The 15,621-nt window shown below is 60.1% G+C and carries 11 protein-coding genes and 1 tRNA gene; 8 read left to right on the top strand and 4 right to left on the bottom strand.

The window, feature by feature from the left end; genetic code table 11:
- The first annotated feature begins 3 nt into the window (after positions 1–3).
- Positions 4–80 (top strand) — tRNA-Asp (locus DOCECA_RS15440).
- A gap of 90 nt (positions 81–170) precedes the next feature.
- Here the strand turns inward: DOCECA_RS15440 and DOCECA_RS15435 are convergent.
- Both DOCECA_RS15435 and DOCECA_RS15430 read right to left on the bottom strand, forming a co-directional pair.
- Positions 171–1,307, bottom strand: coding sequence for a catalase family protein (locus DOCECA_RS15435; protein WP_445570767.1), 1,137 nt, complete (start codon positions 1,305–1,307; stop codon positions 171–173).
- Positions 1,308–1,338: 31 nt separating this feature from the next.
- Positions 1,339–3,144 carry a di-heme-cytochrome C peroxidase gene (locus tag DOCECA_RS15430; RefSeq protein WP_445570766.1) on the bottom strand — a complete coding sequence of 602 codons (1,806 nt, stop codon included), beginning with the start codon at positions 3,142–3,144 and terminating at the stop codon, positions 1,339–1,341.
- 270 nt (positions 3,145–3,414) lie between these two features.
- On the opposite strand from DOCECA_RS15430, the gene DOCECA_RS15425 reads away from it, so the two are divergent.
- From DOCECA_RS15425 to DOCECA_RS15395, 7 genes are all read left to right on the top strand, one after another.
- Positions 3,415–4,128, top strand: a complete 714-nt coding sequence (locus tag DOCECA_RS15425; RefSeq protein WP_030142016.1) for an FKBP-type peptidyl-prolyl cis-trans isomerase — start codon at positions 3,415–3,417, stop codon at positions 4,126–4,128.
- A gap of 294 nt (positions 4,129–4,422) precedes the next feature.
- On the top strand, positions 4,423–4,878 hold the full coding sequence (locus tag DOCECA_RS15420) for a YkvA family protein (protein WP_445570765.1): 456 nt from the start codon (positions 4,423–4,425) through the stop codon (positions 4,876–4,878).
- Positions 4,879–4,992: 114 nt separating this feature from the next.
- On the top strand, positions 4,993–5,334 hold the full coding sequence (locus tag DOCECA_RS15415; protein WP_434560143.1) for a helix-turn-helix domain-containing protein: 342 nt from the start codon (positions 4,993–4,995) through the stop codon (positions 5,332–5,334).
- Positions 5,331–5,702, top strand: a complete 372-nt coding sequence (locus DOCECA_RS15410) for a hypothetical protein (RefSeq protein ID WP_003179080.1) — start codon at positions 5,331–5,333, stop codon at positions 5,700–5,702. The genes DOCECA_RS15415 and DOCECA_RS15410 overlap by 4 nt, the downstream gene beginning before the upstream one ends.
- Entirely contained in the window at positions 5,702–6,103 is a 402-nt protein-coding gene (locus tag DOCECA_RS15405) for a sel1 repeat family protein (protein WP_434560141.1), read from the top strand. The genes DOCECA_RS15410 and DOCECA_RS15405 overlap by 1 nt, the downstream gene beginning before the upstream one ends.
- A gap of 199 nt (positions 6,104–6,302) precedes the next feature.
- Positions 6,303–11,096 (top strand): RHS repeat-associated core domain-containing protein, encoded by a 4,794-nt coding sequence (locus tag DOCECA_RS15400; protein WP_445570764.1) that lies wholly within the window; start codon positions 6,303–6,305, stop codon positions 11,094–11,096.
- A complete protein-coding gene (locus DOCECA_RS15395; protein WP_420766993.1) occupies positions 11,093–11,443 on the top strand; it encodes a hypothetical protein in 351 nt (116 codons plus the stop codon). Before DOCECA_RS15400 ends, DOCECA_RS15395 begins: the two co-directional genes overlap by 4 nt.
- Before the next feature lie 157 nt (positions 11,444–11,600).
- On the opposite strand, the gene DOCECA_RS15390 is transcribed toward DOCECA_RS15395, so the two are convergent.
- Positions 11,601–13,388, bottom strand: coding sequence for a bifunctional diguanylate cyclase/phosphodiesterase (locus DOCECA_RS15390; RefSeq protein WP_434676012.1), 1,788 nt, complete (start codon positions 13,386–13,388; stop codon positions 11,601–11,603).
- Between the two features lie 130 nt (positions 13,389–13,518).
- On the bottom strand, positions 13,519–15,597 hold the full coding sequence (locus DOCECA_RS15385) for a carboxy terminal-processing peptidase (RefSeq protein WP_434564134.1): 2,079 nt from the start codon (positions 15,595–15,597) through the stop codon (positions 13,519–13,521).
- Positions 15,598–15,621: the final 24 nt, after the last annotated feature.

The following is a 15,621-nucleotide window of genomic DNA, read 5'->3' as shown; positions in this document are numbered from 1 at the left end:
CGCGCAGCGGTAGTTCAGTCGGTTAGAATACCGGCCTGTCACGCCGGGGGTCGCGGGTTCGAGTCCCGTCCGCTGCGCCATATTCGGCACTTGGAACACTGAACGCCAAGTGCTAACCAAAAAGCCCGCTCATTGAGCGGGCTTTTTGTTGCCTGTCATTTGGCCCCTTGCTACTGCTCAGCGTTCCGGCTGTGGCGGTAATCGCTGACCGCCTCGTACACTGCCTTGCGCAAACGGTTGATCCCACCAATGGGTCGATGGGCCTCGATGCCAAACCAAGGGTTGAAAGACTGGTTGTCACACGCCAGGTTCAGCTTGGGCGTATCGAAATCCTGTGCCGGAACCTTGATCCGCGCCACCGTTTCGAACGGCGCATCGCTTTCCTTCCATTCAATACTGGTGTCTTCGATCGGCATGTATTTGCTCGGGTCCTGGCGCTGGATCTGCAAGACAAAACAGGCCGGCACGCGATCGGTGGATAACTGCTGATTCAGCGCGCTACGCAAGAAATTCGGCAGATCCTGGTTTTGGGGCGGCAAGGTGTAGCCTGGGCAACTGTCCGGATCCGGCGCGACGCGAAACTTGGCATTGGCTTCGCCGAATTTGTAAGGCGAAACCGAAAAGTAGGTGGTCTGGGTCGGGCTTGCCGGAGGCGGCGAAAGTGTCGCCAGGGCGATAAACAGATGGCGGATCTGCCAAGTGCGTGGGTCCAGGTTTGGAAAGAACGCCATTGCCTTTTTTCCATCGGCTTGCGCGGCCACATTCTGACGGTACTCGGCGACATCACTGACGAAGAAATTCGGATGATTGAACATCACGAAATCCTGCTCGCCCTGTGATTGCCGATCAGCCAGCAGTTGCTTGCCGGGCACGTCCCGCAGTTTGATCGCCATTCCCCGCGCATCGCGCAGGCTATCGAACTGGGGATAAGCGTTGCCATTGGAGAGGCGGATCGTTGCCTGCCAAGTCTTGCCCGGTTCAGCGAACACACCCTGGCGCAATGGCGCAGGCAGGTCACTGGGCACCTGGACTTCGGCCATGACGCAACCGTGGGCTTTGGCATGGGCATCGCGCAGGTAGCGGGTACCTTCGCGGTGCTGGTCGACGATGCGGATGGCGGTCTGGATGATGTCCTGGGTCATGGCGCTTTCGGCGGGCGGTATCTGTTCCTTGTCCGGGACCGGTCCGCTGTGTTGCCAGGCGAACCAAGCGGCAGCCAGGGCCCAGCCGAGCAGCCCGATGCCCAGCAGCCATAGAAGCGTCTTGCCCAAAAAGGCGCCGAGGCGCAGCCAGAGCGTGATCAGCATGCAAACATCCTTTTACCTGTGGGGTTCGTCATTACAGTTGCGACTCCAGTGGCCCGCCGAGCACCTTTAAATACTCCAGCAAGGCCCAGCGCTCTTGCGGTTGCAGCAAGCGACCGATAACGCCATTGCCTCGCTCGCCCGCGCGGAACTCATGGCCGCTGTTGTGATTGCCAGTGACCCGCGTATCGAAGAGAAATCCATTGGCAAAGGCCTCCGTGCGATAGCCCAGGTGTCGCGGATCGTACTCGAAGCTGCCTTTATAGAAGGTGGTGGCCCGCTCAGCCTGGGGCGACAACAATTGATAGAGGGTTGGCACGGAGCCGTTGTGCAGGAAGGGCGGGGTGGCCCAGACGCCCGCCAGCGGTCGCGCTTTGTAGGCGCGCAGTTCACGCACGCCGATGGGCAGGCCAAAACCATCCAGGGCCGGGCGCTCGGCTGGCGTGACGCCGGCGTCGCGATAGGCGCGGTTTTCGACGAATGCCGTGACATAGGCCAGGCCCTTGGCGACCGAGACCCGGCTAAGGTCCAGTGGCTCTGTCGGGGTCGGGTGCAGTTGTACATCCAGCTTCGCCAGTTCGGCCGGATCCCATTGCAGACTGGTCAGATTGAAACGGTGGTCGGCGATATTGTTCGCAGTGCCGGGGTCGGTGCCGATCACTTTCACCGGCAGCATGTGCAATTGCTGGACCGGTCTGTCGGGGCCCTGGATAACCTTGGGCACATGGCAGCCGGCACAGTTTTCGGTAAACAGCGCCCGGCCTTTGGCGGCCAAGGGCTTGTCGATCGAGCCCAGCAATGCTTCCGGCCACGCTGGGGGCTTGAGCAGTTGCAGGGTTTCTTCGATTTTGTTCAGGTCGCGCACGCGTACGCTGGATGGATAGCGTGCGTCGCCCTGTAGCGGTTTGCCCTGGGCGTCGAAGAAGCTCAACGTGGCACCGACGCCCAACGCTTCGCCGACATTGCGGGCCATCGGTTGCTGGGCCGAGCCGTTCCATTGCACCCAGTCGAATGTCCACATTTCCCATAATTGCGGGTAATCCACCGGCGCGTTGGCGACCCGGTAGTTTTCTGCCGAGATGGCATCGCCAAAGCTTGCATTGGCGATACGGCCGAAGGCGTCGGTACGGCCAGGGCCTTCCTCGGTAGGGTAGAGGCCGCGGTGGGTGTCGTTCCAGGCCGTGCGCAGAAAAGTGTTCAGGGACACCTTGAGCGCCTTGCGCAACTCTTCATGGCGGGCGTCGTAGTCGTTGCCCAACACCTGGCGGGCGAAGCGTTCGAATTTCCATGGGTTGTAGTAAGTCGAGGCGAGACTCCCGACCAATGCCTGTCCGAAACTACCTCCGCGCAGCGTCGGAACAGTCGATGGCAACACGTGCTGGGCTGAACCGCCGTCGATCCGTATCGCTTGGCCCTTGAAGCGCAATTCGCCGGTGTGGCAGGCCGCGCAGGTGATGTCCAGATATTGCTCGCTGCTGCTGGCATTTTGGTGTCGCGTGAAGCCTACCGGCAGGTTGCCGGGGTTTTCCGGCGTGGCCTTCTGCGCCGGATCGACGAGGAAACCGAAGCGCGCCAGGTACTCCGGCGAAGCGAAGCGCTGTTGCGAGAAAGGAAGTTCCAAGGCGGTGAACCAGTCATAGCGCAGGCCTTTGACCTGGGTGCCCTGGGGCGTAAAGTAGTAGGTTTGGCGCTCGGCGGGGCTCCATTGCTCCAGGTAATGCACCTGTTCGACAGGTGTATAGGCGGGCAGGCGCGGGTTGGCGACGTAATAAAGCACCACGGCCGCGGCGACGACAAGCAGTGTGAGGATCAGCAAAAGAATGCGAGAGAGGAGGCGCACGGTAACGTCCTTGTTTTTTTTGATATGCCCTTATGCCTCAGTGCCGCTTGGCCGGCAAGTGGCCATTACCCTGGGCTGGCGGCGGGGCGGCTGTTTGTCCCGGTTCGTAATAGATGACAGATGCTTCATCTGCCCAGGATTAAAAAGCGTTTGCCGGCCTGAACTTATCATCACTTTGCGGCTCACATGCCGGTAGCCATTGGTCGTGGCCGCCTGATAAGCTCGCGGCTTTACTCGATTGCCCTTTAGGCGCATGAACAAGGAAATAGCATGAAACAGCATCGGTTGGCGGCGGCGGTTGCCCTGGTTGGCCTGGTACTGGCGGGTTGCGACTCGCAGACCAGCGTAGAGCTGAAAACCCCGGCGCAGAAAGCTTCCTACGGTATCGGCCTGAACATGGGCAAGAGCCTGGCTCAGGAAGGTATGGATGACCTGGACTCCAAAGCAGTGGCCCAGGGCATCGAAGATGCCGTCGGCAAGAAAGAACAGAAGCTGAAAGACGAAGAGTTGGTCGAGGCCTTTGCCGCACTGCAAAAACGTGCCGAAGAGCGCATGGCCAAGATGAGCGAAGAGTCGGCTGCGGCTGGCAAGAAATTCCTCGAAGAAAATGGCAAGAAGGCCGGCGTGACCACCACCGCTTCGGGCCTGCAGTATGAAGTCGTCAAGAAAGCCGACGGCGCGCAGCCCAAGCCGACCGACGTAGTGACCGTTCACTACACCGGCAAGCTGACCAACGGTACTGTCTTCGACAGTTCCGTGGAGCGTGGTAGCCCGATTGACCTGCCGGTCAGCGGTGTGATCCCAGGTTGGGTCGAAGGCCTGCAATTGATGCACGTCGGTGAGAAGTACAAGCTGTACATCCCAAGTGACCTGGCGTACGGCGCCCAGAGCCCGAGCCCGGCGATCCCTGCCAACTCGGTCCTGGTGTTCGACCTGGAGCTGCTGGCCATCAAGGACCCGGCAAAAGAAGACGCAGCCAAGTAATCGCGTCTGCTATAAAGACAACGCCTCGCTCATGCGGGGCGTTGTTGCATTCGGCTTTCGGTAAATGAGCAAAAAAACCGAACGCCCGGCAGCGACCACAGTCATAGGCAATACAGGCGCCGTGCTAGACCCAGTCGGCCAATCAAGTCAATGAAATATTGGGTTTTTTTATGTGAGTAAAAAACGCCCGATCTAAGCCGAGCCCTTATGAACCGTGGGCTTCAGCGGTGAAATGCAGCTCTGTTCACAAGGTTATCCACAATTTGTGTGGATAACATTTCAGTGGGAGAAGAAATGAAGGCGCCGTGGAATTTCACGAAATTTCTGCCCCTGGCGGGACGGCTTTTGGCCCGCGGCCGATTGCCGACATTACTGTTTGCCGTCGCCAGCAAGGGCGCGCGTGAAGGAGGGCGGCTGGGCAAGCTCAAGGACGACCTGCGCTTGCTTCAGGCGTTGTGCCTGGCTTACTGGCGTGGTGAATACCGGGCAGTCAGCGCCAAGTCGTTGCTTTCGATAGTGGCCGGGCTCATGTATTTCCTGAGTCCCTTGGACGCGATTCCGGACTTGCTGCCCATGCTCGGCATGTTCGACGACATCGCCGTGCTGGCGTGGATCATGAAGACACTCGACGACGAACTGAGCGCCTTCCGTGCCTGGCGAGACCGGCAGTCACCCGAGAAGCTCGCGTTGGTGGAAAGACTTCCCGATACCCCGGAACAACTTCAGCTCCAACGCCCGAAAAAGATCTGATCCAGCCCTATCCCTTCAGAAGATCATCGCCCCCGCGACCTTAGCCGCTATTTAGGATTACACTTCCTAGGAAAAAAGCTGACTCGCTAAGTGTTGTTGTCCTACGGGGTAGTCATGGATATTCAAGTAATCACACGCGACGGAGAGCCCGAGTACGCGGTTTTACCGTGGGATCAATACCAGTCGTTATTGAAGGCAGCAGGCATTAAACAAGCTCCGCCGCGCGAGGCAGACGTCCAGCCTGCGGCGGCACCCGGCCAGGTTCTCCCTGGTCTGGATCAATTGCGCAGTCTGCGCGAAGGGAAGGGCATCGCCATCGAGGCGTTGGCCCGCACGGTAGGCATCAGCCCGTCTTATCTGGCCATGATCGAGAGTGGTGAGCGTCAGCCCGACGCCGCTATCAAGCGCAGTCTGGCCTGGGAACTGACGGTGCCGGGTTGGAGGGATGAATCGTGAGTGTACGCATCAGTCGGCAACATTGGGACGGGTTGTTGGGTGAGTTGGACCAGGCGCGGCGCCAGCGCCATTTGTTGACCTATCGCGCCTTGCTGGAACGCTTGCAACTCCCCAGCCCGGCCATGCAGACCTTGACCGCAGCGCTTGAACACCTGGCCGCGCTGGACGCCCGCGCCGAACAACCGCTGCGCAGTTCGCTGGTCATCAGCCAAGGCGCCAGCCGGCTGCCGCGTACTGGATTTTTCGAATGCGTCGAGCGTCTTGGGCGCTTTTCCGGTCCTTCCGACGGCGTAGCCGCCGCGTCCTGGCATGCTTCGGAAGTGGTCCGGGTGTTCGAGTACGAATATCCCGAATCGGCGGAAGCCTAGTGCTCTGGCGTATCAAGGCCCGGGCTGGTTATTGGCTCGCGCGCCGGTTGTTTCATTGGCCATGGTTCGTTCGACAGCCGCGTGGCTGGGCCTGGCTCGAAGGTCAGTTCGCACGCATGGCGAACCTGGGCGACGTTGGCGCCCAGAGTTTCTACGGGCACATCCTGACATTTCGTGGCCAAGGGCTGGGCGCCCGGGAAGAGGGCATTCGCTTGCTGCGCCTCGCCGCACTGGCCGGCGATGGCAAAGCCGCATACCAGCTCGGTGTCATCAGCCTTGCCGGCAGCACCACTGGCGCGCCGGATCCGGTGGAAGCGGCTCGCTGGTGGACCTTGGCCGCAAAGGCTGGGCACCCACTGGCTGAAATAAAGCTCAAGTCGCTCAAGGGCCAGGAACCTTAGTTTCCTCAGTCTTTATTCCCCCGTTCTGAGGGGGATTGCCCTGCGGGGCTAATCAAAGAATTGTCCTACGCGCTCCGCCTCCTTATCTGACTTATTTCCCAAGCCGTCCCCGGCAAAGTCTCGCGCTCCGATTTCTTGCGAGACGCTTGCCCATGCCCGATCGTTTTCTCCTGCCGGTTCTTGATCGAGCCATGCGCTGATGGATCAGGCGCGCCGCATCGAGGCTGAACTCGACAGCTTCCAGGACACCCTTTCGCTTTATCGCGAGCAGTTTGATCGTTGGTATAGCCGGGCTGCGGATCGCGTCAGCCAAGCGGCCGACCTGCCTTCGCTGATGGGCATGGAACGACTGATTCGTTTCGGCCAAAGCACCACGGCAGTCGACGTCCGGGACAGGGACTTTCTATCCGTCGTCGCCCAGTGCCCGCAAGGCGGGATCATGACGATCGAGAGCAAGCTCGAGTCCGTGTACGACATCCCGCTGGGCGATATCGTGGTGGATGTGGTGGCGGTGGACACGGGCGAGGCCACGCCGGTCACGCTGGATGCTCAGGGCGTGGGTCGCTTCAAGGGCGAGGCGGGGCGGTCTTACCGGGTGCGTGTCCAGGGCGAAGTGTCCCCCAAGCGAATCGATGAGCTGTTTTCTTCCTACGACGGCCTGACGAATGATCTGACGGACTGGCTTCGCGGCGAGTGGCAGGGCTTCAAGCCGCAGTGGGCCCAGCAGTCATTGGCGACTTCGGCGGCAGCGGTGGGCAATGGCTTGCTCGCCGGCGGTTGGGCGGCGATCGAAGGCGTGTGGGACAGCATCAGTTTGCTGTCGGACATCCTCAAGGATCCCTCCCGGTTCGGCGGACGGTTGGGCAGCAGCGCAGCCGAGCTGGCCCAGCTTGCCGAGTCGGCGCCGCTGGTCATGGCGAAGCTGCAATTGCTCGCCAGCGACGAAGCGGCGCTGTGCTTGTTGGTGCGCACCGCCAGTCTCTGGCTGGACATGCTGCCCCCCAGTGAACTGGCGGGCGACACGGCGACGGTGTTATCCACAGTGGTCGTGCAGTTGGTCATCGACCTGTTGATCGGCGTGGTGCTGACCTTCGTCGGGGCAGGCGCGGGCATTGCTTATCTCTCGATGCGCCTGGGCCGGCACGGTGCTCGTCTGCTGGATGCCGTGAAGCGTTTTATCAGTGCCATTTTCGAGCTGGTGAACGGCTTCATGGGCTACGTTGACCGCTACAAGGCTGTGGCCGCGCGGGGCATTGCCGCCGGCGTAAAGAAGGGGCGCATGCAGTTGCGCTGGGATGCGCAGCGCAACACCACGCTGAAAAAGCAAGAACACCACGACGACGCCCCCGCCCAATCGAAAAACCCCAACGGCGACCCCGCCGACACCGCCGCCCAGACCCGCACCGACGGTTGCCCGGTGTCCTTGGTCACCGGCGAAGAGCTGCTCACCCTCGAAGACGGCACCCTCGACGGACGCTTGCCCTTCGTCTTCACCCGCCTCTACCGCACCAGCGCCGCCGACCTGGACATCGGGCTCGGCCGCGGATGGACCCATGCCCTGGCCCATCGCCTGTTGATCGACGGCGAGCAGGTGACCTGGGTCGACCAGGAAAACCGCCGCACCACGTTTCCCCGGCCCAGCCTGCAACGCCCAGCCATCCACAACAGCCTGGCCCGCGCGGCGATTTACCTGAGCAGCGAGCCGGACGAATTGATCGTCGCCCAGCCCGGCGAAGACGCTCCTTTCCTACATTTTCGCGACGGTCATCTGACGGCCCTGAGCGATCGGTACGACAACCGCCTGACCGTCCAACGCAACATCTACGGCGACATCAGCCGTCTGGACAACGGTGCCGGCAGCTGTTTGCGTTTGCGCTACGAACATCGGCACCTGGTCGCTATCGACTACCAGAGCTTTCACCCGGCGCTGACCCTCGACGAAGCCTGGCGCACCGAACAGACCCTGGTGACCTACCGCTACGATGCGCGTTCGCGCCTCATCGAAGCGACCAACGCCGCCGGCGAGAGCGAGCGCTACGACTACGACGACCAGCACGTCATCCTCCAGCGGCAACTGGCCGGGGGCGCGAGTTTCTACTGGGAGTGGCAAGGCCTCGGCCCGGCGGCGCGCTGTGTCCGGCATTGGGCCTCGTTCGCGCAGATGGACAGCCGCTACACCTGGGGCGATGACGGCAGCGTCACGGTCCGGCATATCGATGGCAGCCAGGACGTGTATGTCCACGACGACCACGCGCGGCTGGTGCGCCAGGTCGATCCCGCCGGCGGCGAACACCTCAAGGCTTATGACGAACAGGGCCGGCTGATCGCCGAGCAAGACCCGCTGGGCGCCGTCACCGAATACCGCTACGACGAAGTCGGACGGCTGGTGGCGCTGATTCCGCCGGAAGGCGAGCCCACGTCCTACGAATACCGAAACGGTTTCCTACACGCCCGGACTCGCGGCAAGGCCGTGTGGACCTACTGGCGCAATGCCCAGGGCGACATCATCGAAGTCGTCGACCCGGCTCGCCAAAGCACCTGGTATCACTACGACGACCAGGGGCAACTGAATACCATCAGCTACCCGGACGGCGGTGCCCATCATTTTGTGCGAAACCCGTTGGGCCAACTGACGGAAGAAATCCTGCCGGACGACGGCCAGCGAGTTTTTTCCTACGACGCCCTGGGCCGTCTGCTGACCCGTCAAGACGAACGCGGCGCCGTCACCCATTACCAATGGGACGCCGTGGGCCGCTTGCTACAGACCACCCTGCCCACCGGCGCGACCCGTGCATGGAGCTACAACGCCTACGGCAAGGTCACCGCGGAGCGGGACGAACTGGGGCGCATCACCCGCTACGAATACGCCGACGATCTGCACCTGGTCAGCCGCCGCCTCAACCCCGACGGCAGCGAACTGAAGTACCGCTACGACTCGGCGCGGCTGTTGCTGACCGAAATCGAGAACGAATCCGGCGAAAAGTATCAGCTGGACTACACGCCCAACGGACTGATCCGACAGGAAACCGGCTTCGACGGCCAGCGCACCGGCTACGCCTACGACCTCAACGGCCACCTGCTGGAAAAGACCGAATTCGGCGCCGACGGCAGCCAGCGGATCACCGCCTACCAACGCGACACCGCCGGCCGCCTGCTGCGCAAGACCTTGCCCGACGGTGCCACGGTCGAGTACGGCTACGACGCCCTCGGGCGACTGATCAGCGTTGAAGACGGCCATTGGCCGCTGGCCTACGAATACGACAACCAGGACCGCCTCGTCGCCGAACACCAGGGTTGGGCGAGCCTGCATTATCGCTACGACGATGTCGGCCGGCTGGTCCATTGCCGCCTGCCCGATCGCAGCACCCTGGATTACCGCCACCTGCGAGGCGGGGCGCTGATCGCCATCGACCTCAACGGCACGTGCCTGACCGAACACCGTTTCAAGGGCGGCCGCGAACGCCAGCGCCAGCAGGGCCAGTTGCTCAGCGACTACAGCTACGACGAACAGGGTCGCCTCAAGGCCCAGACCGTGTGGCAAAGCCAGCAAAAACAACTGTTCTGGCGTGACTATTCCTACAGCGCCAACGGCAACCTCGCCGCGCTTTCCGACACGCGAAACCGACGCGGCTACCACTACGACGCGCTGGATCGCCTGGTGCGCATCGACTACGCCCACAGCCAACCCCCGGAACACTTTTCCCACGACCCGGCCGGCAATGTGTTGTTCAACGACCGTCCCGGCCCGACCACCCTCAAGGGCAACCGCCTGCTGATGGAGGGCGATCGTCACTATGACTACGACGCCTACGGCAACCTGGTCCGCGAACGCCGCGGCCATGCCCAGTGCCTCGTCACGCAATACCGCTACGACAGCCAACATCGGCTCATCGGCGTCACCACCCCCGACGGGAGCGAAACCTCCTACCGCTACGACGCCTTCGGCCGACGCATCGAGAAGACCGTGGACGGCCTCACCACGGAATTCATCTGGCAGGGCGACCAGGTCATCGCTGAAAGCAGCGACCGTCACTACCAGAGCTACGTCTATGAACCCGGCACCTTCCGCCCCCTGGCCCTGCTGGAAGGCGCAGGCCCGGAAAAAGCCACGCCGTTCTACTACCACCTCGACCACCTCGGCACTCCCCAGGAACTGACCAGCCACCAAGGCGAAGTCGTCTGGGCCGCGCGCTACAACGGCTACGGCAAACTCACCGAACTGCGCCACGGCGACGGCAAACGACTGGAGCAACCGCTGCGCTTTCAGGGGCAATACCACGACCGGGAAAGCGGCCTGCATTACAACCGGCACCGGTACTACAATCCGGAGACGGGGCGGTATCTGACGCTGGATCCGAGCAAGCTCAAGGGTGGGCTCAATGGGTATCGGTACACCCTGAACCCGACGGGGTGGGTGGATCCGTTGGGGTTGGAAGGTTGCCCTGGCGACGGATGTAAAAAACCTGCCATTGGTAAACAAGACCCGGCGACTAAGGTTGGGGTGGATGAGGGTGAGCCTGCGCTGCCGATGACGGCGGAGCAGCGGAGGGCTCGGATTGATGCGTTGGCGGAAGCGAATGCTTATCGGCGTTTGGATGAGATGGAGCGATCGATACCAGGCGCGCATTTCCTACAGAAACATGGTGCTCAGACTACTACGGAGGCTCAGTTGGAGCGCGTTACGACAGGGCGAAATCCTGGCACTGGGCAAATCGATGTATATCACAGTGGAAGTAATGCAGGGCTACCTGCTATTCCGTCTGCCGCAACTCGTTTCCTTAATCATCGTGATCAGCTCAATGCTATTTATCGAGCTCAATTGATTTTCAGGCGAGCAGGAATCGCCGAGTCTAAAGAACCAATTGAAATGGGGCGGGTAATTGGTGAGGGTTATAAAAGAGATGGTTTGGAGTATATACAGCAAACTAAGGCGATTGTTATTCTTGATACAAGTGGCCTACCTAAGACAGCTTATACAGGACCGAGCACATGAAAAAACCGTTTGATTTGCACTGTATTTGGGGGTTGCTTTTTGTTTTTAGTATTGAGAATACTAATGATGTGGCGCGTGAGGAAATAATAACTTCAAAAAATGTAAATGATGACGAGGAATTGAGCCAGCTATTTGACTTGTTGATTCGTCCGGATTTTTTATGTCACACTTCAAAAGAGCAGATTTTACTAATTGATACTCTTGCCTATTTCTTAGGGTGCGATGACAGTTTTGATAGAGTTTTTTTAAATTTGGATACATACTTCGATCAGAAGGTTGAAGATCAGCGCAGATTTATGAGGGTTCTACTGGCTTCTTTAATGAAGTATAGAGCCGAGGCAATCTGATTAAGTTAGGGTTGGTTATAAATCTAGAAACAGCCTACGCAATTAACCAGACACACAACGTTTTTCATAAGAGGGGCTGCTACGCAGCCCAGCGGGAGCAAGCTCCCTCGCCACAGGATTTGTAGCTGCCATGCCGTTGGGGTGAAGGCACCCATTTTCACACCGACAGCCCCAACTCCAGGACCGGTACCTGCTCGATCGCACCATTAATCAAGTACAAACTCCCCCCAACAATTTCCTTGGCATGGTGCTTAGCCTGGGAAGCGAGTTCGGCCAGCTGACTGGCATCCAGCCCCGCACAAGCCTCCGAGCGCAGGTGCACCACCCCAATCGACAGCGACAGCAACGCAAATTCCTGCCGCACCCCCTGTCGGTTCAGCGCAGTAAAACAACCAGCCTCCAAGTGCTCGGGCCGGTAGAAGCGACGGCAGTGGTTCTGGAAGTCTTTCAACAATTGGGTCAGGCGTTTGCGCCAATCATCCGGGCCGAGGACCAGTAGGAAGTCGTCGCCGCCGATGTGGCCGACGAAGTCGCGGCTGGGGTCGATGCGTTCGTTCAGGCATTGCGCCAGGCACAGTAGGACTTCGTCCCCGCGACCGTAGCCGTAGATGTCGTTGAAGGGTTTGAAGCTGTCGATGTCGACGTAGCAGATTACCGACTCCTGACGCTGCTGCAGCAAGCGGGTAAGGCATTGTTGGATCGGCACGTTGCCGGGCAGCAAGGTCAGCGGGTTGGCGTAGCGGGCCTGTTGGATCTTCAGTTCGGTGATGAGCTTGAGCACGTCGATCACGCGCCCCAATCCCATGTAGCTGCCATTGAGGGTGATGATGAAATCTTCTTCGATGCGTTGTCGGGCGCGGCTGGTGATCAGGCGGCTGACTTGTTGCAAGGATTGGTTGAGTTCCACCGCGAGGAAGTCGTCGCTCATCAGGCGGCTGATGGGCTTGCGCGCGAAGAGGTCGGTGGCGAAGGGTTTGAGCAGCGCGTCCGAGAGCGAATGGCGATGGACGATGCCGCACGGCTGGCCACGGTCATCCAACACTGCCAGGGAGTTGAGGTTGGCCTGGCGGCGGAACGCATCCAGGACTGCCGCCGTCGGGGTATCGTGGGCCACCGCCGGTTGTTCGTTGAGCAGGGCGCCGAGGTCGCTCACTTCATCGCCCAGGGGCACCACCCCGCTGTCCTGCCGGGGCATCAGCGCTTTGGCATCCTGGCACGGGTGTTCCTGGGGCCGGGCAAGCAGATAACCCTGGACCAGATCAACGCCCATCTCGATCAGCACGGCCAGTTCTTCCGGCAGTTCTATTCCTTCGGCGATCACTTGGGCCCGTGATGCCTGGGCGATTTTCAGGATGGAACCCACGAATTCTCGCTTGAGCGCGTCCTGGTGAATGCCATCGATGAAGTGCCGGTCGATCTTCACGTAATCGGGGCGCAGTTCCGACCAGAGCCGCAGGCTTGAATAACCGGCGCCAAGGTCGTCCAGCGCAATGGAAAAACCCATCGCCCGATAATGATGCAGAGCGGTTTGCAGGAGCTGGAAATCATCGATCGGGGTTTGTTCGGTCAGTTCGATGACGACTTGGCTGGGCGGGATGCCGAAGTCCTGCAACAACTGCAACGTACGACCGGTCTGGTGTGCCGATTCAAGCAGGGATTCGGGCGAGACGTTGAGAAACAGCTTGCCCGGCAGTTTTTGCTCATTGAAGCGCTGGCAGGCGCTGCGACGGCAGGCCAGCTCCAGTTCGCTGAGCCGCCCGGCCTGGCGAGCCACCGACAGCAATGCGACAGGGGAGTGCAAGGGGCTGTTGGATGGGCCGCGAGTCAACGCTTCGTAACCCAGAATGCGTCGTTCGGAGAGGCATACGATGGGTTGGAACAGACTGTGCAAACCGCTTTGACTCAGGATCGAGCTCAAGGCACCCAGCTGTTCTATCGTGGTCATGGCAGTCTCTGGCGATAAAAAAAGGACGGGGCGCAACCCCTGCTGGGGCGCGCCCGGTCCTGTATTTCACGACAGACTGATGTCAGTTTGATGACACTCCGACGAGCATCACCATTAAATGGCCATCATCTCAGTGCTTGGCGACCGCCGTGTTGAGTTTCAGGTAATCCAAAAGGATTCGCCCGGTTTCACTCAGGTAGGCATCATCTTCCGGCTTGGTCTTTTCCGGCTCGGTGATCAGGTCTTCGTCTTCTTTCTTCAGCTCTTTGAGCGGCTCTTCGCCCTTGGCCTTGCGACGCAGGTTTTCCATCGCCAGTTGCTTGGCCTCGATGTCGGCATGCTGTGCGCGGCGGTCGGCTTCATTGAGCGTGACGGTTTTTTCGGTCATCAATTTTTGCGCCAAGGCCAGCTTGTCGCGAATGAACACGAATTCAGCGTCCTGGGCGGTGCGGGTGTCATGTTCGGACTTGAGCTGGGCCAGGAATGGCTTGAACGGGTCCACGGCCGGCTTGATCGCGGGACGGATGGTGTCCCACGGCATGGCTTCGGGCAGGGCGCTTTCACCGATTTCCTTGGTGTCGATGATCGACGGGTAATCGATATCAGGCAGCACGCCCTGATGCTGAGTGCTCTGACCGGAAACACGGTAGAACTTCGCCAGGGTCAGTTTCAGTTCGCCGTGGTTCAACGGCTGGATGGTTTGTACGGTGCCCTTGCCGAAAGTCTGGCCGCCGATGATCAAGGCGCGGTGGTAGTCCTGCATGGCACCGGCGAAAATCTCCGAGGCCGAAGCGGACAGTCGATTGACCAGCAAGGCCATCGGGCCTTTGTAGAAGGCGCCCGGGTTCTCATCTTCCAGCACATCGACCCGGCCATCGGCATTGCGCACGAGCACGGTCGGGCCTTTGTCGATGAACAGGCTGGTCAATTCGGTGGCTTCCTGCAGCGAGCCGCCGCCGTTGTTGCGCAAATCGATGACGACGCCGTCGACCTTTTCCTTTTGCAGTTCGGTCAGCAGCTTCTTGACGTCGCGCGTGGTGCTCTTGTAGTCCGGATCTCCGGCGCGGAAAGCCTTGAAGTCCAGGTAGAACGCCGGGATCTCGATGATGCCGAGCTTGTAGTCCTTGCCGTCCTGCTTGAGTTTCAGGACCGATTTCTTCGCGGCCTGTTCTTCCAGCTTCACTGCTTCACGGGTGATGGACACGACTTTGCTGGTCTGGTCATTTGGCGCATTGCTGGCCGGAATGACCTCCAGGCGGACGACCGAGCCTTTCGGGCCACGGATCAGCTTGACCACTTCATCCAGGCGCCAGCCGACCACGTCGACCATTTCCTTGTTGCCTTGGGCGACACCAATGATCTTGTCCGCCGGACCGACCTGCTTGGTCTTGTCCGCCGGGCCCGCGGGCACCAGGCGCACGATTTTGACCTGGTCGTTGTCGCTTTGCAGGACCGCGCCGATGCCTTCCAGGGACAAGCTCATGTTGATGTCGAAGTTCTCCGCGTTATCCGGCGACAGATAATTGGTGTGCGGGTCGTAGGACATTGCAAAGGTATTGATGTAGGCCTGGAAGATATCCTCGGCTCGGGTCTGGTCCAGACGCGCCAATTGGTTCTTGTAGCGCTTGGTCAGGGTTTCCTGGATCTGCTTGGGATCCTTTCCGGCGATCTTCATGCGCAGCACTTCGTCCTTGACGCGTTTGCGCCACAGGTCGTCGAGTTCGGCCGTACTTTTGAGCCAAGGCGCGTCCTTGCGGTCGACCAGCAAGGTTTCCTTGGCATTGAAATCGATTTTGTCGACACCCTTGTTCAATTCGGCAAGGGCGTAATCCAGGCGCGCCTTGACGCGGTCCAGGTAGCGCTTGTAGATAATGAACCCGGCGTTCAGGTCGCCGCTTTTGAGGAAGTCGTCGAATTGAGTCTTCCACTTGTCGAATTCGGCAATGTCACTGGCCAGGAAATAGCTGCGCGACGGATCAAGCAGCTTCAGGTAGCTGTCATAGATGATGACAGAGCGCGCGTCATCAAGCGGCGGCTTGCTGTAGTGATGACGCTTGAGCAACTCAACGACGTTAAGGCTGGCGATCACCTCGTCGCGATCGGGCTGAAGCTTGTCCCAGCTGTTGGCCGCGAGCGCAGTGCTCGAAAGCGTCGAAACGCCGAGGCCAATGAAGAGGGCAAGTGCAGTACTGGGGAACAAGTGCTTCATGCTGATTCGACGCAGGGACAATTG

The sequence above is a fragment of the Pseudomonas sp. E102 genome (assembly GCF_052660185.1).
The sequence above is the reverse complement of the archived record's forward strand: the minus strand, read 5'-3'. Positions and strand labels throughout refer to the sequence as shown.